26 protein-coding genes are annotated in these 21,819 nt (G+C 70.6%); 4 read left to right on the top strand and 22 right to left on the bottom strand.

Annotated elements, in window-relative coordinates; all coding sequences use genetic code 11:
• Together tgmB and tgmC are read left to right on the top strand one after the other, a co-directional pair.
• Entirely contained in the window at positions 1-966 is a 966-nt protein-coding gene (gene tgmB / locus P3T37_RS20205) for an ATP-grasp ribosomal peptide maturase (protein WP_280725134.1), read from the top strand.
• On the top strand, positions 963-2,102 hold the full coding sequence (gene tgmC / locus P3T37_RS20200; RefSeq protein WP_280725133.1) for an ATP-grasp peptide maturase system methyltransferase: 1,140 nt from the start codon (positions 963-965) through the stop codon (positions 2,100-2,102). The genes tgmB and tgmC overlap by 4 nt, the downstream gene beginning before the upstream one ends.
• A 56-nt stretch (positions 2,103-2,158) precedes the next feature.
• Here tgmC and P3T37_RS20195 read toward each other — a convergent pair whose 3' ends face one another.
• Positions 2,159-2,431, bottom strand: a complete 273-nt coding sequence (locus P3T37_RS20195) for a GntR family transcriptional regulator (RefSeq protein WP_280725132.1) — start codon at positions 2,429-2,431, stop codon at positions 2,159-2,161.
• A gap of 145 nt (positions 2,432-2,576) precedes the next feature.
• Here P3T37_RS20195 and P3T37_RS20190 point away from each other — a divergent pair, with 145 nt between their 5' ends.
• Positions 2,577-3,110 carry a hypothetical protein gene (locus tag P3T37_RS20190; protein WP_280725131.1) on the top strand — a complete coding sequence of 178 codons (534 nt, stop codon included), beginning with the start codon at positions 2,577-2,579 and terminating at the stop codon, positions 3,108-3,110.
• 283 nt (positions 3,111-3,393) lie between these two features.
• Here P3T37_RS20190 and P3T37_RS20185 read toward each other — a convergent pair whose 3' ends face one another.
• The 21 genes from P3T37_RS20185 to P3T37_RS20085 form a co-directional block, all read right to left on the bottom strand.
• Entirely contained in the window at positions 3,394-3,711 is a 318-nt protein-coding gene (locus P3T37_RS20185) for a hypothetical protein (RefSeq protein WP_280725130.1), read from the bottom strand.
• Positions 3,708-3,947, bottom strand: a complete 240-nt coding sequence (locus P3T37_RS20180) for a hypothetical protein (protein WP_280725129.1) — start codon at positions 3,945-3,947, stop codon at positions 3,708-3,710. Before P3T37_RS20180 ends, P3T37_RS20185 begins: the two co-directional genes overlap by 4 nt.
• 23 nt (positions 3,948-3,970) lie before the next feature.
• The gene (locus P3T37_RS20175) at positions 3,971-4,765 is read right to left on the bottom strand and encodes an N-acetylmuramoyl-L-alanine amidase (RefSeq protein WP_280725128.1); all 795 of its coding nucleotides are present in this window, start codon (positions 4,763-4,765) and stop codon (positions 3,971-3,973) included.
• A 3-nt stretch (positions 4,766-4,768) separates the two neighbouring features.
• Complete coding sequence (locus P3T37_RS20170) at positions 4,769-5,137, bottom strand: hypothetical protein (protein ID WP_280725127.1); 369 nt, start codon at positions 5,135-5,137, stop codon at positions 4,769-4,771.
• Positions 5,138-5,189: 52 nt separating this feature from the next.
• The gene (locus P3T37_RS20165; protein ID WP_280725126.1) at positions 5,190-5,726 is read right to left on the bottom strand and encodes a hypothetical protein; all 537 of its coding nucleotides are present in this window, start codon (positions 5,724-5,726) and stop codon (positions 5,190-5,192) included.
• A gap of 10 nt (positions 5,727-5,736) precedes the next feature.
• Entirely contained in the window at positions 5,737-7,971 is a 2,235-nt protein-coding gene (locus P3T37_RS20160; RefSeq protein ID WP_280725125.1) for a hypothetical protein, read from the bottom strand.
• A gap of 1 nt (position 7,972) precedes the next feature.
• On the bottom strand, positions 7,973-10,654 hold the full coding sequence (locus P3T37_RS20155; protein ID WP_280725124.1) for a phage tail tape measure protein: 2,682 nt from the start codon (positions 10,652-10,654) through the stop codon (positions 7,973-7,975).
• An 82-nt stretch (positions 10,655-10,736) separates the two neighbouring features.
• On the bottom strand, positions 10,737-11,201 hold the full coding sequence (locus P3T37_RS20150; RefSeq protein ID WP_280725123.1) for a hypothetical protein: 465 nt from the start codon (positions 11,199-11,201) through the stop codon (positions 10,737-10,739).
• Positions 11,202-11,220: 19 nt separating this feature from the next.
• Positions 11,221-11,784 (bottom strand): hypothetical protein, encoded by a 564-nt coding sequence (locus P3T37_RS20145; protein WP_280725122.1) that lies wholly within the window; start codon positions 11,782-11,784, stop codon positions 11,221-11,223.
• Positions 11,784-12,908: a phage tail tube protein gene (locus P3T37_RS20140; RefSeq protein WP_280725121.1), complete on the bottom strand. Its 1,125-nt coding sequence runs from the start codon at positions 12,906-12,908 to the stop codon at positions 11,784-11,786. The genes P3T37_RS20145 and P3T37_RS20140 overlap by 1 nt, the downstream gene beginning before the upstream one ends.
• Positions 12,905-13,135 carry a hypothetical protein gene (locus tag P3T37_RS20135; protein WP_280725120.1) on the bottom strand — a complete coding sequence of 77 codons (231 nt, stop codon included), beginning with the start codon at positions 13,133-13,135 and terminating at the stop codon, positions 12,905-12,907. Before P3T37_RS20135 ends, P3T37_RS20140 begins: the two co-directional genes overlap by 4 nt.
• Positions 13,136-13,158: 23 nt before the next feature.
• The gene (locus P3T37_RS20130; protein ID WP_280725119.1) at positions 13,159-13,641 is read right to left on the bottom strand and encodes a hypothetical protein; all 483 of its coding nucleotides are present in this window, start codon (positions 13,639-13,641) and stop codon (positions 13,159-13,161) included.
• A gap of 25 nt (positions 13,642-13,666) precedes the next feature.
• Positions 13,667-14,530 carry a hypothetical protein gene (locus P3T37_RS20125; protein WP_280725118.1) on the bottom strand — a complete coding sequence of 288 codons (864 nt, stop codon included), beginning with the start codon at positions 14,528-14,530 and terminating at the stop codon, positions 13,667-13,669.
• A gap of 12 nt (positions 14,531-14,542) precedes the next feature.
• Positions 14,543-15,007, bottom strand: a complete 465-nt coding sequence (locus P3T37_RS20120) for a hypothetical protein (protein ID WP_280725117.1) — start codon at positions 15,005-15,007, stop codon at positions 14,543-14,545.
• A 1-nt stretch (position 15,008) separates the two neighbouring features.
• Entirely contained in the window at positions 15,009-15,332 is a 324-nt protein-coding gene (locus P3T37_RS20115) for a hypothetical protein (RefSeq protein ID WP_280725116.1), read from the bottom strand.
• Positions 15,333-15,542: 210 nt separating this feature from the next.
• Positions 15,543-16,184, bottom strand: coding sequence for a hypothetical protein (locus P3T37_RS20110; RefSeq protein WP_280725115.1), 642 nt, complete (start codon positions 16,182-16,184; stop codon positions 15,543-15,545).
• A complete protein-coding gene (locus P3T37_RS20105; RefSeq protein ID WP_280725114.1) occupies positions 16,184-17,923 on the bottom strand; it encodes a phage major capsid protein in 1,740 nt (579 codons plus the stop codon). Before P3T37_RS20105 ends, P3T37_RS20110 begins: the two co-directional genes overlap by 1 nt.
• 35 nt (positions 17,924-17,958) lie before the next feature.
• Positions 17,959-18,936 (bottom strand): HK97 family phage prohead protease, encoded by a 978-nt coding sequence (locus P3T37_RS20100; RefSeq protein ID WP_280725113.1) that lies wholly within the window; start codon positions 18,934-18,936, stop codon positions 17,959-17,961.
• 9 nt (positions 18,937-18,945) lie between these two features.
• A complete protein-coding gene (locus tag P3T37_RS20095; protein ID WP_280725111.1) occupies positions 18,946-20,136 on the bottom strand; it encodes a phage portal protein in 1,191 nt (396 codons plus the stop codon).
• Positions 20,136-20,366: a hypothetical protein gene (locus P3T37_RS20090; RefSeq protein WP_280725110.1), complete on the bottom strand. Its 231-nt coding sequence runs from the start codon at positions 20,364-20,366 to the stop codon at positions 20,136-20,138. Before P3T37_RS20090 ends, P3T37_RS20095 begins: the two co-directional genes overlap by 1 nt.
• Before the next feature lie 14 nt (positions 20,367-20,380).
• Positions 20,381-21,559 (bottom strand): terminase TerL endonuclease subunit, encoded by a 1,179-nt coding sequence (locus P3T37_RS20085; RefSeq protein WP_280725109.1) that lies wholly within the window; start codon positions 21,557-21,559, stop codon positions 20,381-20,383.
• A gap of 12 nt (positions 21,560-21,571) precedes the next feature.
• On the opposite strand from P3T37_RS20085, the gene P3T37_RS20080 reads away from it, so the two are divergent.
• Positions 21,572-21,775, top strand: a complete 204-nt coding sequence (locus tag P3T37_RS20080; RefSeq protein ID WP_280725108.1) for a hypothetical protein — start codon at positions 21,572-21,574, stop codon at positions 21,773-21,775.
• Positions 21,776-21,819: the final 44 nt, after the last annotated feature.

Below are 21,819 nucleotides of genomic sequence, written 5' to 3'. Positions count from 1 at the left end.
ATGACCGATGATCGACCCGGGGCCGTATTGGTCCTGACCAACTCACTCGACGCCACAGCGGATGTGGTCCTGCGCATCCTCGCCGAGCGCCGTGTTCCGGTCGTGCGCGTAGACCCCGGTGTCGATCTGTACAACGGCGCCTCGCTGACCGCCAGTTATGGAACCGGCGGTCAGCGAGGCGCACTTGTGACACCGACCCGTGCACTCGATCTTGAACACGTCCGGTCGGTCTGGTGGCGCCGGCCAACGGCGTACCGCGGGCCGTCCGACTTGGATGGCCAGGATGCCAAGTTCGCTGGCTCACAGATGTTCTGGGGCGTCGGCGGCATCCTGGCTTCACTGCCCGGTGCGCACCACGTGAACCACCCCTGGCGAATCAGGAACGGCGAGTACAAGCCCGCCCAGCTCGCCGCCGCGCTGCGCGCTGGGTTCCTGGTACCCGCGACCATCATCACCATGGATCCTTTCGAGGCCCGGCAGTTCTGCACCGAGCGGCCGGCCGTGTACAAGCCGCTGTGGAACACGGCCTACTGCGACGCGAACGACGCGGCGCAACAGGTCTGGGTGCGCGACGTGGACCCGGCCGACATCACCGACGCCGTGTCCGTGTGCCCTCATCTGTTTCAGGCCAAGGTCGAGAAGGTGTTCGATGTGCGGCTGACGGCTGTCGGCACGGAGCTGATCGCTGCCCGGATCGCGGGGCCGGAACTCGACTGGCGCCGGCGGCAGGATCTTCTCAGCTACGAGCCGATCAGCGTGCCGGACGCCGTCGCCGCCTCGGTGGACGGATACCTCACGGAAATGGGGCTCGTCTTCGGGGCGTTCGACTTCGCCGTCGACGCAGCAGGGGCCTGGTACTTCCTTGAGTGCAACCCCAGTGGCCAGTGGGCTTGGTTCCCTCCAGAGATCACCATGCCCATCGGGCTGGCAATCGCTGATGAACTTCAGAAAGGACGACTCTCGTGAGTGATGCAACCGCCCTGCGGGCGGCCCTGGTTCGGCAGCTGGAAGCCGACGGGGATTTGCCCGATCCGGCCTGGCGAGCTGCCGCCGAGGCTGTCCCGCGCGAAGCCTTCGTGCGCACGTACTTCCGTGCGATCCCCGACTCGTTCCCCCCGGCCTTCGAGTCGGTGAGTGAAGGCGGTGACGGCTGGCTGGAGGCTGTCTACAGGAACGAGACGCTGATCACCCAACTGGACGGGGAGTTGCTGCCGAGCGATTCCAAGGGGCCGGCGATCGGTGCACCGTCGTCCTCGTCGACCCTGCCATCGCTCGTTCTCAGGATGTGGCACCAGCTCGATGTGGAGGCTGGGCACCGTGTCCTGGAAATCGGGACCGGCACCGGGTACTCGACGGCCTTGGGGGCGCACCGCCTCGGCTCACAGAACGTCGTCAGCGTCGAGGTTGACCCGGGCGTCGCGGAGCGTGCGAAGGGTGCGATCACGGAGGCTGGGTTCAGCCCGACGTTGGTTGTCGGTGACGGCCTCCTGGGCGCCCCGGACGGCGCACCCTACGACCGATTGATCGCCACCTGTTCGGTACGTCACGTGCCCATGCCGTGGTTGTACCAGGTGAAGCCGGGCGGCAAGATCCTGGTGACGCTGACCGGCTGGTCGTTCCGCTTCGGTCTGGCGCTGCTGACCGTGACCGGGCCTGGGCGCGCCACCGGTCGATTCCTGCCCGGGTACACGAGTTTCATGGTGGCCCGTCCGCATGACCGGCCGCCGCGCCAGAGCCTGTGGCCCATGCCCGGCGAGGAACGTCCGACCCGCATCGACCCCGAGCTGATCAACGACTGGACTGGTGGCTGGGTCGCGCAGCTCGCCGCACCGTCCGCCGAGCAGATCGGCGCACCTGGGCAGCAGATCCTGTCGGACGTGGCCACCGGCTCCCAGGCCCGAACGGCGGTGAACCCGGACGGGGGATGGATCGTGACGCAACGGGGGCCGCTGCGGCTCTGGGATCAGGTCGAGACAGCCGTCCTGGAGTGGCAGGCGGCCGGGTCTCCGCACCAGGAGGGATTCGGGATCACCATCACAGAGATGGGACAGCGGGTCTGGATCGGCACCGAGGACGGTCCGGGGTGGGACCTGCCCATCTGAGCTAGCTCCAGACCTGGCCAGCCCCGTCCGCCCTTCAGCAAGCCTGCGGACGGGGCTCAGCTGTCCTCGGGGGCCGGTCGTTCCTCCGGCGCCACGACAGTGGTTCCACGGCCCCATTCCGTGTAGACGAGACCCATCTCCCGCAGCTCCCGAACAACTCGCCGCGCCGTCTCACGGGCGATGCCGAACCGCTCACAAAGCTGAGCTTCGGAGAGGAAGCGCCGCCGACCGGTGTCGTACTGGCCTGCCCGAATCTCGTCGACCACCTCGGCGAGCGCCTGCCGGTACGGGGCGGTCGGTGCGTGCGGGTCTCGCTGCTGGTCGGCCATATCGGCAGCGTAGACAACAGGCCAGAAGTGCGACCACTCAGACAAGCTGAACGAGGCAGACGACCTAGACAAGTTAGGCGAGTAAGAATACGGTCGGACCACAACAACAAAGAGACCCCGGCGGCGGCTGCAACCGTCCCGGGGCATGGCCGAAGCTTGGGAGAGCGACGACATGACCGACTTTACTGCCTGGGCCTGCGCCTGGGTCCTGTTCCTTCTGTTGGCCGGCTTGCTGGCCTGCACCATCCCGCAGCTGGGCGAGACCGCCGGTCGGCACCGGGCCGGAGACCGGGACCTTGCCCCGATCCTGATCGAACTGGCTGGACAGAGTCGCGCGTCTTGGGACCGCGACGAGCCCGTACAGGTCCGCCCGCTCAACACTCTGCCGCTGTGCTCCGCGCTGCGGCGGCCCATCCCGGTCCACCTGCTTCGACGGACGATTCTCCCGAAGACACCGCTTGTGCGCGGCCACGCGTTCCGCGTTGAAGTTCAGCACGCGCCCCGATCGACAGCTGCGAGGTCGGCCACGATCACCCCCGTGGTGCCGCTGTGGACAGCCCACCACGAGCAGGCCCAGCAGGCCCGCCGGCAGCGTGCCCTCGTGGCCGCCTCTGCCGGGCTTGAGGATCCGGGCTACACCTACCAGGACGCCCAGGTGCTCACCGGGGCGGTGGCGTGATGGGCAAGGCGTTCATCAGGGACCTGCCGGACGGCACCCGCCGGGGCAACGCGCGCGGGCTGTTGCGGTGCCAGCAGGACGGCTGGCAGATCCTCACTGGCGCGAGCCACGAACTCAGCTACGACCCTCGAACACCGCACGACTGCCGCCCTTGGACAGACGGAGTCATCCGGTACCGCGCGCTCGACTGTTGGGCGCAGCGCCCGGCCGAGTAGAGCGACCAGCACAACGACGAAAGCGCCCCCGTACCGGCAGAGATGCCGGTACGGGGGCGCCGTGCTGACTACGGTGGGTCGAGGTGACGGGCGGTGCGCTGGTCGACGCGGTCGACGGCGTCGCGGAGGCTGAGGCCCGAGTTCGGGTGAACCTCGTGTTCGATCTTGCCGATCCGGTGCTCGATCGCGCCGAGTCGGGCCACGACCCCGGGGTGCTCGTCGGTGCCGGCCCAGGCGGTGACGAAGTCCTCGACATGGCGGGCAAGGCTGTGCAGGGCCCGGGTCGCACGCCAGAGGATGCCTGCGGCGGTGCACACGGCGACGATGGCGCCGGCCCAGAGCGCGACCACGTCGACCTGGCCGGCGCCGGCGGTCGCGGTGATCACTCGGCGGGAACCTCCGGGGTGACGGGGGCCGGGGTGCGCAGCCATGCAGGAAGCAGGTTCTCGACGGCGGGTAGGGCCATGAGGCGGGTCACGGCGGTGGCGACGGCCAGGGCGAGTCCAAGGCCGGGCAGGGTGGCGGGTAGGCCGCTGGTGGAGACCAGCAGGGGCAGGGCGGCGACCAGGCCGAACAGGGTCTGCACGGCGGTGCGGGCGGTGCGCCGGGTGGCGTCGGTCATGGTGAGGTTCTCCGGTCGGTGGGTTAGCTGATCGGTCGGTTCCAGGTGGCGGCCCAGGTCGCGGGGCCGACGACGCCGTCGTTGTCCAGCGGCCAGCCGTGCGCGCTGGAGTCCGCCTGGAACCGGCGGCAGATGTTGGCGCTCGCCGGGCCGTACCAGCCGTCGACCGCGATGTTCCAGCCGCGGTCGTGCATGTGCTGCTGCCAGGTCTGGACGTTGCCGTCGTGCAGCATCGGGGCCTGCACGCGCAGGTACTCGCCGGGCCAAGCCGGTCCGGCCGGCTTGGGGGCGGGGGACGGGCTCGGCGCCGGTGCGGGCTGGCCGAGGATCTGTTGGGCGCGGGCGAGGATCTGCGGGCGCTGGGCGAGCACCGCGTCACCCGGGCAGTCGTAGTGGCCGCCCCAGGCCGCGCCGCCGTCGCCGTGGCCGATCACGCCGGTGCCGGCCGGGTCGTCGGTGGCCTGCACCTGGATGCCGTACTCGCCGTGGAGCCAGGCCAGCAGCTGGGCGCAGTTCTCGATCTGGCTGGGGGTGAGGCTGTCGCCACCGAGGCCCTCGTTCTCGATGCTGACCCAGTGGCGGTTGCCAGCCATCTCGGTCCAGGCGGCGTCGTCAGTGTCCACCAGCTGGCGCAAGCCGCCGGACTTGGGGTTGAGGAAGTGTGCGGAGGCTTCGGAGGACGGGTCCTTGAACCAGGATTCGGATCCGGCCTCGGTGCCGTCCTGGATGTGCAGGACCAGGCCGCGGTGCTCGACCATCCCGCCGGGGTACAGGTTGGCGGTCGGGCCGATCCACTGGGCTGCGGGCATGCGTGCCATCGGTCAGTTCTCCTCGTTCGTAGTGGTGTGGATGTGGGCGCTGTGGAGTTCGGCCACCAGGGCGTGGGCGGCCTCGGCGATGCGGCGGTGGCGGCGCGCTTCGTGGTGGGCGGCGAGACCGGCGCCAGCGGCGATGCACGCGCCGATCGCGGAGCTGACGTTGGTCCAGTTGCCGCCGATGAGTTCGGCGGTCGCGGAGGGCCGGATCGCACCGGTGCCGGGCAGCAGGGGAACGGCGATCAGCCAGAGGCCAAGGACGCCGAGGAACAGGATGTGGATGCGGTGGGCGAGTAGGCGCGGGACGGCGTCGAGGGCCCGGTCGAGGCGTGAGCGCGGCGGCTGGTCGGCGGGGTCATGTAGTGGTGTTGGCATGGTCATCTGGTTTGGTGCCTCCGGTAGTTCGTGGCTCGGTGCGGGTTCCCGATCAGGGGGTTTGGAGCGAGACGAGTCGGCCGGCGAACCAGGAGTACTGGCCGGAGGAGTTGCTGGTGCTCAGTGCTGCGCCGGACTGCTGTTGCGCGTAGAGGCCGATGACGTCGCCGACGTTGCACACGACGCCCTTGGCGGAGGTCAGGAACAGTGCTGAGTTGGCGACTTGGCTGTAGATGGGTCCGCCGCCGTTGATCTGTGTGCCGTTCTGGCAGATCATCGGCGCGCGCAGGCCGGTGGCGTTGGCGGCGAACCCGACGCCACCGTCGAAGTCCCAGATCCCGGCGAACGGCACGACGTAGGAGAACGGACTGCTGGTGGACAGCCCGGTGTCGCTGTCGTGGACGGTGGTCTCGCAGGTGATCTGTGCGGTTGTGGCGTTGGCGAGGGACTGCACGGTGTGCTGCTCGGCGCGGAAGCTGGGCGGGTTGGCCCAGAACTGCAAGTAGGTGGAGATCTGGTTGAGCAGGGTGGAGGTGATCTCCTGGTTCGCCGACCACGCGGGCGCGGTGGGCAGCAGGCGGGCGGCCAAGGGTTCCTCCTCAGTAGGCGAGCGTGATTCCGGGGGTGTCGCAGCGGCCGAGGGTGGGTGAGTCGCACTGGTAGGTGGGGCCCTGGGCGGGAGAGGTGGACCAGGCGATGAGGTGTTGACCGGCCGTGATGGTCTCGGTCCAGCCCTCGATGATGTGGGTGCTGGTGCCGGCGAGGCCGTAGGGGCTCTGTTCCTGCCAGCCGGTGACTTGCAGGACGTTGGAGAGGGTGAGCGCGAGGACGGCGTCGTACCAAGCCGGTCCGTAGGCGGGCAGTTGGGCGAGGGTGGCGGCCTCGACGGCCAGCGGCGCGGGGCGCGGCGGCGGGTTGGCACCGGCCGCGACGATTGCGGCGCCGAGGCTGGCGGCCTCCAGGCCGGTGAGGTTGACGGTGTCGACCTGGGTGGAGTATTCGCCGTACAGCGCACGGGAGTTGGCGCCGCCCGTAGTAACGGTGATGGAACCCGCGCCCGAGGGGGTGACCTGGGCCTGATTGACGAGGTACTGGAAGTCGTCGGCGAAGGCGGTCGCCGGGTCGAGATCGACGGCTGAGATCGTCAACGCCGGTGTGGTGTTGGTGCGTTGGGTGGACGCTTGAAGGGTGATGCGGCCGTATGCATCCACGAACAGCGGCATGTTCTCGGTGTGGGCGACGGTGCGCAGGGCGTCGAGGGGGTTCTTGCCGGTGATGGCCTGGATGCCGCAGGGGTGAGCGGTGGTACCCACGTGGAGGATGCTGCTGGTGCCGGTGGTGGGCTGAAGCACCGTCAGGGACGTGCCGGGCAGCCTGACCGGGGCCTCGGGGGCGGGTAGTCCGGCGTAGGAGACGAGGCGGGCGACGCGCTGCCCGGTGTTCTCGCCGATGTGGCCGTTGGACCCGGCCATCCAGGCGGCGATCCATGCGGGGTTGATTGCGGCGGCGGGGATGAGGTGGACGACGACGTCGGAGATCGCGCCCGTGAACATGCTGAGCCCGAATGCCTGGGAGGCGCCGTTCCAGCCTTCGGCCGTGCCGATCAGAAGGCGGGAGAGGTTGCCGGTCGGGCAGTAACCGGTGGACGGGGAGGAGGTGCCGAAGCCGCCGAACGCCTGGGCTCCGTCCACGGTCAACGACCAATAGGTGACGTTGTACTGGGTGACGGCGGGGGTCTGGATCCGGAAGGACAGTTGGTGCCAGGCACCGTCGGTGATGGGGGAGTGGCCGACGACGGTGTAGAGGTTCTGGAGAGTGCTGGGGGTGGCCGAGTTCAGCTGGGACTGCCAGAACTCGACGTAGCCGTCGGGGGTCAGGTCGAGGCCGATCGCATAGTTGGCGCTGGGGTCCGACCAGCTCCAGATGGGCTGGTTCGCGATGCTGGTCCTGACCCAACAGGTGATCTGCGCGACCGCGGCGAGCTTGACGGTGCCCTGGAGGTAGGAGCCGTAGGGCAGGCTGTTGCTGAAGGTGTTGTTGCCGTAGGAGGAGGAGAGCGGCGGGCCGCTGGGGGTGAACGTGAGGGTCTGGCGGCCGTCGAAGCCGGGCGCCGGGGTGGCGGACCAGGTGAGGCCGGTACCGGAGTTGACTCCGAAGGAGCGGACGGCGAGGGTCTGTGCGCCGGTGGGTGCCTGGCCGGAGATGTCGGAGGCGTAGGTGGCGCCGGCGGGTTCGTCCAGCGGCCAGTACCCGGCGATGTAGGGGGCACCGACGGAGTCGGACATCCACTCCTCGACCAGCATCGTGGAGTACTTGGGGGCCTGGGTAAGCAGGACGAGGACGTCGCTGGCGCTGATCTGGCTCTGCGCGCCCGCGCCGGTGATGGTGGTGGGCAGGGCTGTGATGTAGCCGGTGAAGCGCCGGGAGACGGTGCCGGACAGCGGGAGCAGGTCGACGCGCAGCCAGATGCCCTTGCGGATCAGGCCGCACCAGGCGCCCGACGGGTTGCCTGCCGTCCAGCGGCCGTCGGTGTTATCGACGGTGAGGGTGCAGGTGGCGGCGCCGGGGTCGGCGAGGCCGTCGGGGCGACCGGGGTTGATGGTGATGGGCTGGTCCTGGTCGACGTAGGAGGTGACGTCGAGCCAGGCGGGGTTGAGGGTGTACGGCGGGTCGAAGGAGATGTACACGCGCGGGGTTGAGGCAGCACCGGCGAGTTGCTGCGCGAGGTTCTGCCCGGTGCCGGCCGGGGTGGCCTGGGCGTGCCGGATCCACGGGTTGCGGCGCCGGGGCGGGCGGGGGACGGGTTGGACGCGGGTGCGGGTCGCGTACGGCATGTCAGGCCGTCGCCATGGCGACGGATTGCAGGCGTCCGCCCGACTTGAGGAACTGGACGAGTTGCTTGTCGATCGTCTGGCCGTTCAGTTTCAGCTCCAGTTGCAGGTAGAGGGGCCGGTCCGGGCTCGACCCGGCCCCGGCCTGCGCGGTGGTTCCGGCGGTGGCCAGGGCTGCGGCCATGGCCTGCTGCATGGCGGGCAGCGGCGTGACGATCTCGGGCTGCCCGGCCTCGGCCACGGTGACGGTCGTGCCGCCGGGCTGCGGCATCACCATGCCGCCGGCGGCGAGCATGGGGATCTTGGGGATGTTGACGCCGAAGCTCTTGCCGCCGAACTCGGGCACCCAGGACGGGATGGACACGTGGACGGAGTCCAGGCCGTCGATCGCGCGGTCGACCAGGCCGATCACTGAGTTGACCGGCGGGCGCACCGCGCCGACCACGGCGCCGAAGCCGCGCTCGACGTCACCGGACAGGGCGCCGAACACGGAGGAGAAGCCGTTCTCCACCAGGTGGACGGAGTTCATGACCGGGTCCACGAAATCGTGCTCGAAGAACGCGACGCCCGACCGCCACCAGCCCGGGATCTCCTGGGTGAACAGGTAGCGCCACGCGTCGAACTCGGTGTCGAAGAAGCCGGACACGTCGTGGACCGCGCCCTTCACCGGGTCCACGAAGTCATGCTCGAAGAACCCAACGCCCGAGCGCCACCAGCCCGGGATCTCCTGGGTGAACAGGTAGCGCCACGCCTCGAACTGCACGTCGAAGAACCCGACGACGTCGTGGAGCGCGTCCTTCGCGGGATCCACGAACTCGTCTTCGAATGCGTGCTCGATGAAGGTCCAGACGGCGCCGAGGTCGTGCTGGACCTGCTTCCAGTGGTCGACCAGGAAGGCGATACCGGCGGTCAACAGGCCGATCCCGGGCAGGAAGATCGACACCAGCATCTTCCAGTGGTCGCCGATCCAGGCGAACCCCTCGGCGAAGACATGCTCGACGTCCTTCCAGTGGCCGACCAGCTGCATGAACCCGTAGGCCAGCAGGGCGACGACGGCGGCGGCCGCGATGAACGGGGCGGCGGCGATGGCGGCTTCGACGGCGGCGGCGCCGAGCGCGGCCACCACTCCCCACAGGGACGGCAGCAGGACGGCGGCGATGCCGATGCCGAGCGACTCCGCGACCTGCTTGTGCCGCTCCAGCCAGGAGCCTGCTGCCAGCGCCCCTTGGGCCAGGTCGGTGAAGCCGCCCACGGCGTCCTTGACGACTGGCATGAGGATCATGCCGATCCGGATGCCGAGCGTCTCGACGACGGCCTTGGCCTGGTCGAGCTTGAACGACAGGGTGTTGGTGACCTCGGACCAGCCGGTGACGTCCTTGCCGGCGTTCTGCCCGGCGGCGCCGATCGCCTTGACGTTGGCCTCGAAGGTGCCGGCGTTCTCGCCGGTCAGCATGAGGCTGGTCGTCAGGCCGGTGGCACCGCCGGTCATCTTCTCCAGCGCGGCGTTGTAGGTCTGCGCGGCGGGCCCGCCGCTGGTCAGCATCGAGTTGAACTCGTGGGTCTGCTTGGCGACGCCCTCGAACTGCGTCATCAGGCCCTTCTGGACCGGGTCCAGGGCCTTGATGCCGGCCGTCCACTGCTTGGAACTCTCGCTGCCGTCAAGGAGGCCCTGGGCCATCTTCTGCAGCTCGGGCGGCATCGACGCCATCATGGTCTTGGCGTTCGCCGCGGCGGCGGTGGAGTTGTTGAACGCCGACTGGATCACGGTGCCGGCCGGGCCCATGTGCGCGGTTATCGCGGAGGTGAGTTCGGAGAGCGTGCCCGTCAGGCCCTTGGTGCCGAGCTGCTGGCTGACCTGGGTCGAGTCCAGGCCCATCTGGCGCATCTCTGCGGCCGCGACGGCGTTCGGCGCCTGCAAGGACCGGATGGTGTTGCCGAGGTCCTGGCTGGCCTGCTGGGCGGACATGCCGTGGCCGGTCATCGTCGCCAGCGCCCCGGCGACCTGGCTGAACTCGATGTGCGCGCTGGACGCGAGCGGGACGACGTTGGACAGCGAGCTGCCCAGCTCCTCCATCGTCGTCTTGCCGGAGGAGACGGTGGTGACGAGCTGGTCGGTGACCGCGACCGCCTGCGAGGCAGGCAGGTGGTAGTCGTTGAGGACATCGGTCAGGGCGTTGCCGACCGTGCCCAAGTCGGCCGCGCCGACCTTCGCACCCTCGGCGGCCGCGTGCAGGACGGTCAGACCGTCGGCGCCGTGGTAGCCCGCCGACTCGACCATGTACATTCCGCTGACGAGCTGGTCGGTCGTCGTGGCGACCTGCGGCGCCATGTCCAGGATCCCGCTGGACACCATCTTCATGTTCGCCGCGGACTCGCCCGCGCCGGTCTGCAAGGTGGCGACGCTTGACTCGAAGTGCCCGGCCATCTCGACGCACTTCGCGCCGACGACGGCGGCCGCCGCGGCGACGCCGAGCAGCGCCGGGGATGCTCCGGCCAGGCCCTTTGACGCGCCTTCCTCGGCGGCCGCCGACTGTTCGGCGGCGGCCTTCTCGGCGGAGGCGGACATCTCGGCGTTGGACGCGCTGACGGCCGTGGCGGTCTCGGCCGCGCTGGCCTGGACTTCCTTGAACACGGCGGAGGCTTCGTTGAGCGCCAGGAGCCGGAACACCAGGTCCGTTGTGCTCATGGCGCCCACCCCCTACGTGCTGGTCAGCCCCCGCTGTTGCGAGTGGCGACGTAGGCGATCAAGGCGTCGGCCTCCTGGACGGTCAGGAGGTCCCACTCCCAGGGGCGGATTCCGAGGAGTTCGGCGAAGACTCCGAGGTGGGCGGCGCGACGTCGGGCGAGGGAGTCGGGGGCTGCGGCTGCTCGGACGTGGCGGGGGACGTGGTCTCCGGCGAGCCATCCGGCGCCGGCGGCGTAGGGTCCGGCGCGACCACCGTCCGCGCGCTCTTCATCGTCGCCATCAGGTCGAGCCGGTCGGCGAACGGGGCGAACGGCAGCGCCTGGGCGGCGTCGCGGAAGCTCACGCCGTCGCGGGCGGCGGCCGCCCGCACCGCGCCGATCCAGAACAGAGCCGCCGTCGAGTACGTGGTGCCCTCGGCCAGGCCCTGGAGGTACTTGCTGGCCCCGATCCCGACCTGCTTCTCGACCTCCAGCCCCTCAGGGAAGGTCAGCGACTGGTCGTCCGTGGTGAGGGTGTCGCCCTGCCCGTTGACGGTGAACGTGATCATGTTTGTGTCCCTTCGGAGTTCAGAGTTCGGCGGCGTCGAGGATGCGCTGCGGGACGACCATCGCCGCCCGCACGCCCGCCTCCAGTACCGCGGTGTTGGCCTTGATGACCGTGTCGAAGTAGGGGCGGCCCAGCTGCTGCACCCACACGTCGCGGCCGAAGACGGGGTGCCGCCAGCCCTGCGCCTTGTTCCACCGCTTGCCCAACGTGCGTTGCTCTGGCGGCAGTTGGGATGACCGCATGCGGAAGGCCAGGTTGGTGCGGTCCGCTCCGGTGCTCACCGTGGCACCGGTGGCGGCGGCGATCGTCGCGCGCAGTCCCGAGCGCTTCTCGGCGCTGGCCGCCGCGCTGGCGCGGGTGCTCTTGGAGCGGGAGAGGCGGTGGGCGGCGCGGGCTCGCGCGCCGGCGCCGCGCACAGATCCGCCCTGGCCCTTGACCTCGGCACGGATCTCGGCGACGACGGGTTTGGCGGCCGCGCGCAGCCCCTTGGCGAGTGCGGCGCGCACCGACTGATCGGCATCCGCCAGCCGCAGGCCCAGCGCCCGCAGTTGCTCGGCCCCTTCGATCTGCGCGGACGCGGCCATCAGACGGCCGCGTCCGTGGTCTGCATGATCACGGTGAGCGGCTCGTTGACGAGGTCGTACAGCGCCACGAACGGGAAGCTGGTGGTGACGACGTCCTTGCCGCTCGCGGCTGGGGAGCCGTCGTTGAGGAAGACGTTGTTCAGGACGAACTGGAGCGCCGGCGCGGTCGCGGACATGGCGCCGGCCGAGAAGGTGACGATGATGCTCAGCGGGGTGTCGGAGTAGAACGCGTCGGCGAAGTACGTCTTGTTCAGGAAGTCGGACGCGAGCGTGCCGGTGATCGCGACCACGTCGGACGTGATCGGCTCGTCCTTCAAACCGCCGTTGCCGTAGTACTGGCGGCCCGTCTTCATCTTGCGCTCGACGGTCACATCAAAGGCGGTCACCCCGTCGACCGGTGTGGAGGCTGATGCCGCCGCGACCGAAGTCCCGATCTGGATCTGCGCGTTGGCGAAGTCCCACGGGATCGCGACGGCGTAGCTCGGCGTCGCCTGGGTGTAGGGGGCCTGGGTGGCGCCGCCAGTGGCAGCGGTCGGGTACGCGGTGTCGATCGCCGGGTCTGCGAGGTAGCGCGCATCCCACGACGTCGCGCACGTCAGCAGCTCCCCCGCCTTGCAGGACCAGGCCATCTTGGTCGACTTGCAGCCGAGCGCATCGTACTGGCGCAGGACGCCGTCGGTGGTCGGGATGCCGACCTGCATCGCCACCGAGCGTCCGGCGATGGAGTTGCGGAAGGTGTGGGTGTAGCCGTAGACCGGGGCGGCCGGGGTCAGGCGGGCGCCGGCGGCCCAGATGCCGCCGAGGGCGGCTTGCGAGCCTGCCGCGCCGGACGCGTAGGTGCTGGAGATCTGGTTGAGCAGGGTGGTCATGTGCGATGCCTGGCACCAGTCCAACGGCATCTCCACCGTCGCGGAGCGCTCGACGACGACGCGGCGCTGAGCGAGGTCCACCATCCGCCCGGCCGCCAGTCCGGACGACTGCTTGGTGGTTTTGGTCTTCTTGGGGACGACGGTGTTCGGCTCGAACCAGGTCCAGGCCGGGGAGGCGACGACGGCGCCGTAGGCGGTCTCGGGGACGAGAGCTGCGCAGGCGCCGATGCCGGCGCCGACGGTGGTCAGGGTCACGGCCGGACCTCACTCTCGGCGGGGGCCGCCGCCGGGGCGGGCACGGCCGTCGGCTGGGGCGCGGGCCGCTGGGGCGGCGGGGTGTCGTCAAGGCGGGTCCAGCCGCCGGCGCTCCAGTGCTCGGCCTGGTCGTCGGGCACGGTGACGCTGTCGCCGGCGGGGACCAGGACGTAGCCGAGGGTCGGCACCACCCGGTCCTCGCCGTGGTCGTTGCGGAATCGGGCCATCGGGGCCTCCTACTCGGTCGGGGTCAGGTGAGGCGGGCGCGGCACTGCACGTGGAACTGGATCAACACGGATGCGCCGGCGGGGGTCTGCGCCTGGTGGACCTCGATGCCGCCGGACAGTTGGGCGAACAGGACGGCGCCGCCCAGCGTGCAGTCACCGGGGTTGCCGCCGGTGCCGCGCAGCAGCGTCTCCACGGTGGCGAGCAGGGCGAACGCGCCGTCGCGCAGCTGGCGCATGGCGGTGGTCCCGCCGAAGTGCTCGACGGCGCAGACGACCGCGAAGGTCTCATCGCGGGAGCGGGCGCCGAGGGCGGCGAACTGCTGGTCGCCGGTGGCGGCCGGCAGATCCGGGCTGACCGGCGAGAAGCCGATCCAGATCCGGTCGTCCAACGACAGCTGGGTGTCGCCGACGGGCGGGCCGTCGAAGACGTGCGCCGTCGTGCCGAGGGCGGTGGTGCAGGCCGTGAGGAGGTAGTCCACGGCGGCGCCGATACTGGAGGTGCTCAACGACTTTCACCCCCAGCGGTGTTGGTCAGGCGATGCCGCCCGGGTCGCGGGTGCCGGGGCCGTCCAGCAGCTCGATCGCCCGGTTGGGGATGGCGTAGCCGTAGAGCATCACCGTGTCGTCGGCGGCGTAGCCCTGGGAGTTGGCGCCGTTGCCGCCGCGCTCCAGGGACCACAGGTGGCGCAGGATGACCCGGCAGGCGGTCAGCACGTTGTCGGGAACGATGGGGCGTCCGCAGGTGTACGTGACGTCGTAGGGGCCGTTCCAGAACGGCAGGCCCGCGACGTGGCGCAGGGTTCCGCGCACCGGGTCGACGGTGATCAGAGACAGGTCGTAGACCAGCCCGTACGTCAGCACCGGCGTGATCGAGATGACCGGGTAGGGCTGGCCGACGGGTTGGAAGACCGGGGCGCGGCGCAGCATGAGGATCTCGGACGCCCCGGATTCGAGATGGCGTTCGGTCACCTGCCGGACGACGACGGCGCCGGCGAGCTTCTCGACAATGGCGGTGGTGGCGGCGTTGTAGCCACGGATCCGCGCGTCGAACGTCGTGTCGCTCTGGGCGATGTTGACGGTGTCCTTGGCGTCGGCCAGCGACAGGATGGTGCCCGCCAGGCCGGGTTCGACGTCGAAGGAGTCGACCATCGCGCCGACCCCGACGCCGGGCCCCGGCGTGCCGGTGGCCAGCCAACGCACTGTGTGCCGCCCGGCCTGCGTGGTCTGGAAGAACGCCTGGTAGGAGCCGAACACCGTGGCCATCGGCGTAGGTGTGGCGGTGGAGCCGTCCGGCAGGGTGACCGTCACCGTGATCGCGCCGGGGGCGGCCGGTGCGCCGGTGGTGTCGATGACGCTCCAGCTGAGGGCGGCCACACCGCCCAGGTCGTACGGCACCGCCGCCCCCTTCTACTCGACCCAGACGACGCCGCAGTTCGCCGTGGTCGCGGTGATCGCCGATCCGGGGGTGATGCGCAGCCGCCAGAAGCTGTTGGGCGGCACCCACAGTGCGGTGTCGTCCGTCTCCCAGGCGGCGTACAGGCCGCCCTGCGGAGCGACGTTGTGGGCCTCGGTCTGCGCGGCCGCCGTGCCCGCCCCCTCGGTGGTGGCGTTGACCCCGGCGGCGGTCTGCGCGCCGGTCTCCGCCCCGAGGTAGGACATCGCGGCGGGCGTCGCGGCCGTGTTGGTGGTGACCGCAGCACTGAACCGACCGGCCTGCACCAGCACCGGCTTGTCCGTGCTGGTGGCCGAGTTGAAGTCGGCCCACCACTTCACGATCTTGATGGGGAGTGCACCGGTGCGCAGCTCGATCGCGGACACCGCGGTTGAGGCGACCAGGGTTGCCGTCGTCGTGGTGACGCTCCAGCCCGGCACGTCAGGCCGCCGTACCGGCAGCGGACTTGGCGGCCGGGGCGACCGGCTCGGCCGCCGCGGCCGGTGCCGCAGCGGGCGCCGTCGGGGCCGGAGCGGTCGGCGTGGCGGTGGGGGCCGCGCCGCTGGTGGCGGCGTGCAGCGCGGTGTACAGCTCGGCCAGGACGGCGTGGCCGGCGGCGTCGGCACTCTGCGCGTCGGCCTCGGCGACGGCGGCGAGCCGGTCGAGGTGCCGGTCGACGGTCAGCAGCTGGCCGGAGTTGACCTGCTCGGCGGTACGGCTGCGGAAGCGGGCGAGGAGGGAGTGAAGCTCACTGGCGAGGGACACGGGGATTCCTTACTCGGGTGCGGGAGGTGGTTTCCCGCCGGGGCGGGGCCGCGGCGGTGGTCTCGGGCTGCGGAGGGGAGCTGAGGGTGTCGAGCTGGTGTTGCAGGCGCGCGGCCAGGGCGTGTTCGCCGGCGTTGGTGGCGTGCCACACTTCGCGCCGCAGGCGGGCCACGGGGTCGGTGCGGGGCGCTGCGGGCGGTACCGGCCCGGTCACGAGCGGCTCAGGACCACGTAAGGGACCAGGCCGGTCGCCGGAGCGGTGATCGTCGTCCCCGAACTGGCGCCGAGCGCAGGTGGGGCGCCGAGCGCCGGGAGCTTGGTCACCAGCGGGACCTGTGCGGCCAGGAGGCCCTTGAAAGCGGACGATCCGCCGGCCATGGCGTCGAAGGTGCTCGCGGCGGTGCCCCACGCCTCGACGATCGCGACGCCGAGTACCAGCGGGGCGTTGGGCAGGCCGGATGCTGCCGCGTTCTGCGGGGTGCCGACCGTGCCCGCGACCACCACCGGCGAGGTGAGGGCGATCTTGTTGGCGCCACCGGTGAACGTGGTTGCGGCCGAGACGCCGAGCACCGTGGCGGGCGAACTCGCCGTCGGGACACCGGAGTAGACGACGACGAAGGAGCCGGCACCGGGTGCGGAGGACAGAGTGCCGATCCCGAAGGTGACGTAGCCGATGACGTCGCCGACCTGGGCAGGCACCGCGACGACGTAGGGGACGGTGGTGGCCGCTCCCGTCGCGGCGGTGGTGTTGATGTCGCCGCGCGAAATGCTGCGGCGGTAGGGGGGATTGGGCTGGCCGTCCAGTAGCCATTCCTGCTCGTAGTCGGGGTAGCGCCCGCCGGAGAGATCCATCAGAACCCCGCGTTCATCATGTTGAGCACGCTGTTGGCGGGCGTGGACGAGTACTGGGTGAGCGTCGCGTAGGAGACCGCCGAGCCGGCCTGGGCGACCGTGGTCGGGCCGCTGCCGGTCTGCACGTTGGCGTACGCCTGGTAGCGGTTGGGGATCGTCGCAACGTAGTTGTACATCTGGTAGCGCACCTGGAGCGTGCCGGACAGCACCTCGGTCAGGGCGCGGGTACGCATCTCGCCCTCCCACAGGAAGCAGTCGTCCCACAGGCCCACCAGCAGCGGCGTGAACGCCCCGCTGCCGGGGCTGATCGCGAACTGCCCGCTGCTGAGCGTGGTGATCTGCGGGTTGGTGCCACCAGAGGCAGGGAAGCTGACCGGGACCTGCGGATCCAGGATCACCGGCAGGCCCTGGTACCAGCCGACCGGACCGGAGACGACCGGGCCGTCGGTGTCCACCGCGGCCTGGTTCCAGCCCGTGTTGTTCGGGGTGCCTGGCACGACCAGCGGCCGGCCGGACTGGTCGACCTGGGTCAGCAGGTAGTACCAGACCCACGGGTGCCACACGTGGTGGGTCGGCGGCCGCAGACGGGTACGGGCGACCAGCGACAGCATCTGCCCGCCGGCCTGGAAGATGCTGTTGCTGACGGACGGGGTGGCGCCGCCGCCGTTCACCCAGGACTGGCTCGCGGTGTTGTTGCTGTTGGGGACATAGATCCCATTGCTGTTGGAGATCACGCCGCCGGGCCACACACCCAGGATCTGCCCGGCGGTGCCGGACCCGACGAAACACTGTCCGCTCAACTGCGAGTTGTAGTCGGACGACAAGTCGCTCAGGATCAGCTCGTCGAAGGCGATCGGGCTCTGGTCCAGCAGCTGGAGGCCGACGTCCTGCTGCCCGGCGATGGTCTGCACACGGGCGTTGACGAAGTTGTCGCTCATGTCGCGGCCGCCGACCGGGGCGCCGTCGGCGACCTGCGGCCCGGTCGCGGTCCCGACCGTGATGCGCGGGATGTTGATGGAGTCGGTGCCTGCGGGCAGCGGCATGCCGTGCAGCAGGTCGGCGAACGTGCGCCCGGCGCGAAGGTAGGGGATCAGGTCGTCGATCAGCCACAGCGGCGGGACCTCGTAGCCGCCGGCGCCGTCGGTGCGGGACAGCGCGCGGTTCTCGCGCTCGAACGGGCTGACACCGGACTTGTCCATCATGGCCATCGCGCGTTCCTGGGCGCGGCGCTCAGCCGGGCTGCCGGTGGTGTGGATCCGGTCGAACGCGGCCGAGGCAGCGGCGGCGCGGCGCTCGGCGCGGCGCGGCATGTCCACGGCCAGCTCCTGGGCATGGCGGGCCAGGCGCTGCTCGGCCGCGCGCGGGCCGCCGTCGCCCATCCCCTGCTTGGCCTCGACGCGGGCCATGTCCAGGAAGTAGGAGTGGCCGGAGCCACGGCCGTAGACGTTGGGCTCCTCGCCCACCGACCAGCCCGAGCCCGAACGCCGCTCGGAACCGGGCGCGCCCGCGCCGGTCTGCCCGGAGGCGGCACGGGCGGCCGCGGCGCGCTGCTCGCGCTCCGCCTGGCGCTCGCGCAGCTCGACCTCACCGTCCAACTCGGTGATCTCGCCGTCCAACTCGGCGAAGCGGGTGCGCTGCTCGGCGGTCATCGCGGCGGCGGACAGCGTCTGCATCTCGCCGAGCAGGGTTTCCCGGCGGGCCCGCAGGTCGCCGAGGACATCAAGGACAGGCACAGGCACAGCGGTACTCCTTCACGTTCGGATAAGGGGGTGCGTCAGGGGCGGCGGGCGGACAGGGCCAGGACCCGGACGCGGGCGCGCGCGTCGGCGAGGGCCATCTCGGTGTCCTCCTCGACAATTCCGGAGGCATCGGTGACGGCGTCGTCCATGTCGCCGACGGAGGCGACCAGGCCGCCCTGGTCGTACAGCGGCTCTCCGCACTGGTCGCAGTACCCGGCGTCGGAGGCGTTCGCCGCGCCACAGGCGGCGTTGGGGCACTGCGGTGACCCGGTCCCGTGCGCGGCGGCGTCGTGGGCGGGCTTGGCGCTGAAATCAGGCTGGGGTCCGTCGGCGGGAGCCGCGCGCCGCTCCCCGGGGTGGCCGGCCGCCAGTGCCCCGGCGGCCGTGATGGGCAACGGCACGGACAGCGAGGCGCCGTTGGCGTTCGGGTTGGCCGCCCAGCAAACGATGCTGACGTCGCCTCGGTTCAGGTCGATCGCGGTGATGCGCCGCTCCATGTAGTCCGGGCTCCACTGCTGGGCAAGCGCGATGAACCCGATGCTCATCTCGTCCATGTCGCCCCGCTCCATCGCACTGGCCAAGGACTGCACCAGCGGTGAACGGCCGTCCAGTGATGGGGCGTTGACGTCCAGACCGGTCGAGTCGGCCGCCAGCGTCATGGTTCCCGAGCCGGTACGGGCCAGCGGGATCCCGGCGGTGTCGTGGCCTATCAGGAACTGCACGTCGGCCTGCGCCGCCAGGGTGCCGTTGCAAGCCCCGGCGTCAAGCACCTCCGTGTACGGGTCGCCCCACATGTCCCACATGGCGAAGGGCTGCTCGAACGTCGCGGCGTAGCCGCGGAATGCGAAGGTCTGCCCGGATGCGGAGCTGGGGTTGGCGCGGAACTCGAACTGCGCGGGGACGCGCTGGCGGCGCTGCTCGCGCCAGCCGGGCAGAGCGGAGCGCCGCTCGGCCAGCACGTCAAGGGAAGTTGCCACCGTGAGGCCGGAGGCCGGCAGCACGAGACGGGACATGCGGGCCTCCTAGGAGCCGATCTTGGGGGAGCCGACGGGCGGTGGGGTCGGCAGGACCAGGGCGTCGATCTCCGCGCGCTGCTGGTCGGTGAGCGGCGGCAGCTCCAGGAGCATGGCGCGGGCCTCGTCCTGGGTGATGATCCGGGCGGCGACCAGCATGTGGATCGCCTGGTAGCGGGTCAGGGTGTCGCCTTGCAGCAGCGCGGACTTGTCGAGGCGCACGTACTGGCCGCGCGGGGTCAGCGCGCCGTACCAGCGCTCCCAGCGGCCGATCCAGCCGGCCGCCCCGTACTTGAGGAAGTCGATCGAGCGGGACTCGACGTTGGCGTAGGTGATCGCGGATCCCTCGGACGACTCGCCCACCAGCTCCGGCTGCACGCCGAAGAATCCGCACAGCTGGGAGCCGGTCCACTTCTGGGTGGCCAGGAACTGGCTCTCATCCGGGCTGATTTTGATCTCCTGGTAGTTCCAGCCCCCGCCCATGACCACCGGTTCCCGGCCGCGCGCGGCCGCCAGGAAGCGGGTCTTGATGGTGTTGGCCTCGTCCTGGTCGACGAGCTTCTTGGTGTTGGCGTTGGTGATCACCCCGCCCGGGTGGCCGCCGGCGTCGAACCAGTCGGTGGCGAAGCGTTGGGCGGAGACGCTCTGGCGGGTGGTGGCCATGGCGTAGCTGATCGGGGACAGGCCGGTGTGCATGCCGGGCATCCGGTAGGCCATGCGGTGCCAGACCTGGTGCGGCTTCATCTCACGGTTGCCGTACCGGTAGGTGACACTGCCGTCGTTGTCGACGCTGACCTTGACCCGGTCGGGGTGCTGGAGCTCGATCTGCGTGGGCAGGCCGTGTTCCATGTCGAGGATCTCGCCGTAGGCGTTGCCGCGCAGCAGCAGGCTGACCATGCCCATGTACGCGAAGTCGTTGATGTCCGCGCTGGCCATCGGCTGGGTGAGCACCAGGGGCGGCGGCAGGCGCACCGCGCCGGGAACGCCGGGCTGGCCCCGGTAGACCATCGGTGTCATGCAGCTGATGACGTCAGCCACCAGGCGCACGCACTTCCAGACCACCGCGTGGCGCATCGAGCCTTCGACGGAGCCCGCCGCGTAGTCCTGGGCGGCCTGGAGGTGCGCGCCGATCGGGGGCGCGATGAAGGTCAGCGCACGGTGCTCGCGCGAGCCTCGTGGCGGGCTGCGGAACAGCGCCATCAGTCCTCCTCCCCGTGCGGTCGGCCCGAGGGGATGACCGCGTCGGCGGCCAACAGGAACAACCCCGCCGTGATCAGGCCAGCCGGGCGCCAGGCCATCTCCGCGCCCCAGCTCACCAGGGCGGCCCCCGCCCAGCCGGGGACGTACCGTCCGCCGAGCCGGCCCAAGCGGACGGCGTGGCCGGCCACTGCTGCGAAAGCCCCCAGGGCACTGGAGATGTGACGGCGCATCGTCTCGCCTCCGTTCACCAGATGGAGTCGGAGGCGCTGGCGTCCATCTGTCCGGCCAGCTCGGCGAGGGTCCAAAGGCCCATGCACAGGGCGACGGCGGCGTCGATGTGGCGGCGGGACTTGCCCTTGGAGAGGGTGAAGCCGCGTTCGCTGGGCCGCTTGGCGGCGGCGTTGACCTGGGCGGTGAAGGTGTCGCCGCCGTCGTGGACGAGGGTGCCGTTGACGATCGCCTCGTAGGCGAGGCCGACGGCGGGGATCATCCGCTCCGGCGACTGCGGCATCTCGATGACCAACAGGCCCTCGTCCTCCAGGTCACGCGCGGGCAGCTCGAAGTACCTGGGGTCGTACACCAGCCCCTGGAAGGCGTCGCCGAGTTCCTCGGCGCGCGCCCCGATCCACGCGAACACCTCGCGGTGGTCGATCCGGGCGTCATTGGGTTCCCACACCCGGGCGACGGCGGCGTACCGGCCGTCCGCCAGGGCCCGCACCTCCACCACGGCGACGGTGTCGCGCTTGAGTGCCATGTCGACGGCCAGGACCGCCGGTTCGTCGCCGGTCAGCTGCCAGGTGCCCTGGCAGGCGTCCCAGGCGCCGGGATGGTCGGCGAGCCAGCTGTCAGCGGCCTGCGCCACCCAGCTGTTGCCGTAGTAGCGCATCCACTCGTGCTTGGGCATGCCCGGGGTGTTCCACTCGTCCACCCGGGCCTGGATGTCCCACAGCACACCGGCCGCGCGCGAGGCGGCGATCACGGCCGTGCGCCGGTCGGCCGGTTTGTCGTAGTCCAGGCCCTCGGGAGCCTCGAAGTGGTCGTAGAGCAGTCGCGGGGCCACGTCAGGGCGCCGCTCGGCCTTGCGGGCATGGATGATCATCTGGCCGAACAGGCTGTTCTTGATGTCGAACCCGGCCGTGGACAGGCTCAGAATCCGCCCCGAACCCCGGTAGACGACGCGGATTTCGCCGTCCGGGCCGGGGATTTCGTAGCGGACGCGGCGCTTTCGGGTCGACTTGCCGACCACCGTGCGCACCCGGGCCTTGCTGGAGCCGACGTCACCCCACTCGTGAACCTCGTCGCAGATGAACGCGGTGGGCTGGCCACCCTCGTTGGTGCCAGCGACGGCGGCGATGCGCGTGACCTTCCCCGGGCGGCCGTCCGCGTGGCTGATCTCGGTGTCGTAGACCTCGAAGAACCGCACAGAGGCGACTCGGTGGCGATCTGGTCGCGGCCGCCGAACATCGTGGCCGTGACGCTGAACAGCAGGTCGGCCTGCTCGAACGAGGCGGCGCTGATAACGATGTTGGGCGACGCCGGCGAGACCTCGGCGGGCCCGGCGAACTCCAGAGCCACCAGCGCGGCGATGAACGTCGTCTTGCCGTCACCGGTGGCCGCGGTGCGGATCGCCTCGTCATAGCGCCAGTAGTCGCAGTTCGGGCAGTGCTCGTACCACCGGTAGAC

This window comes from Kitasatospora sp. MAA4 (assembly GCF_029893355.1).
Taxonomy (GTDB): Bacteria; Actinomycetota; Actinomycetes; order Streptomycetales; family Streptomycetaceae; genus Kitasatospora.
The sequence above is the reverse complement of the archived record's forward strand: the minus strand, read 5'-3'. Positions and strand labels throughout refer to the sequence as shown.

Coding starts and splice junctions, on each gene's coding strand:
- tgmB (WP_280725134.1), top strand. CDS start 1: ATGACCGATGATCGACCCGGGGCCGTATTGGTCCTGACCAACTCACTC.
- P3T37_RS20100 (WP_280725113.1), bottom strand. CDS start 18,936: ATGTCCCGTCTCGTGCTGCCGGCCTCCGGCCTCACGGTGGCAACTTCC.
- P3T37_RS20095 (WP_280725111.1), bottom strand. CDS start 20,136: ATGGCGCTGTTCCGCAGCCCGCCACGAGGCTCGCGCGAGCACCGTGCG.
- P3T37_RS20110 (WP_280725115.1), bottom strand. CDS start 16,184: ATGGATCTCTCCGGCGGGCGCTACCCCGACTACGAGCAGGAATGGCTA.
- P3T37_RS20160 (WP_280725125.1), bottom strand. CDS start 7,971: ATGCCGTACGCGACCCGCACCCGCGTCCAACCCGTCCCCCGCCCGCCC.
- P3T37_RS20180 (WP_280725129.1), bottom strand. CDS start 3,947: ATGACCGACGCCACCCGGCGCACCGCCCGCACCGCCGTGCAGACCCTG.
- P3T37_RS20150 (WP_280725123.1), bottom strand. CDS start 11,201: ATGATCACGTTCACCGTCAACGGGCAGGGCGACACCCTCACCACGGAC.
- P3T37_RS20170 (WP_280725127.1), bottom strand. CDS start 5,137: ATGCCAACACCACTACATGACCCCGCCGACCAGCCGCCGCGCTCACGC.
- P3T37_RS20195 (WP_280725132.1), bottom strand. CDS start 2,431: ATGGCCGACCAGCAGCGAGACCCGCACGCACCGACCGCCCCGTACCGG.
- P3T37_RS20155 (WP_280725124.1), bottom strand. CDS start 10,654: ATGAGCACAACGGACCTGGTGTTCCGGCTCCTGGCGCTCAACGAAGCC.
- P3T37_RS20135 (WP_280725120.1), bottom strand. CDS start 13,135: ATGGCCCGATTCCGCAACGACCACGGCGAGGACCGGGTGGTGCCGACC.
- P3T37_RS20175 (WP_280725128.1), bottom strand. CDS start 4,765: ATGGCACGCATGCCCGCAGCCCAGTGGATCGGCCCGACCGCCAACCTG.
- P3T37_RS20090 (WP_280725110.1), bottom strand. CDS start 20,366: ATGCGCCGTCACATCTCCAGTGCCCTGGGGGCTTTCGCAGCAGTGGCC.
- P3T37_RS20145 (WP_280725122.1), bottom strand. CDS start 11,784: ATGGCCGCGTCCGCGCAGATCGAAGGGGCCGAGCAACTGCGGGCGCTG.
- P3T37_RS20190 (WP_280725131.1), top strand. CDS start 2,577: ATGGCCGAAGCTTGGGAGAGCGACGACATGACCGACTTTACTGCCTGG.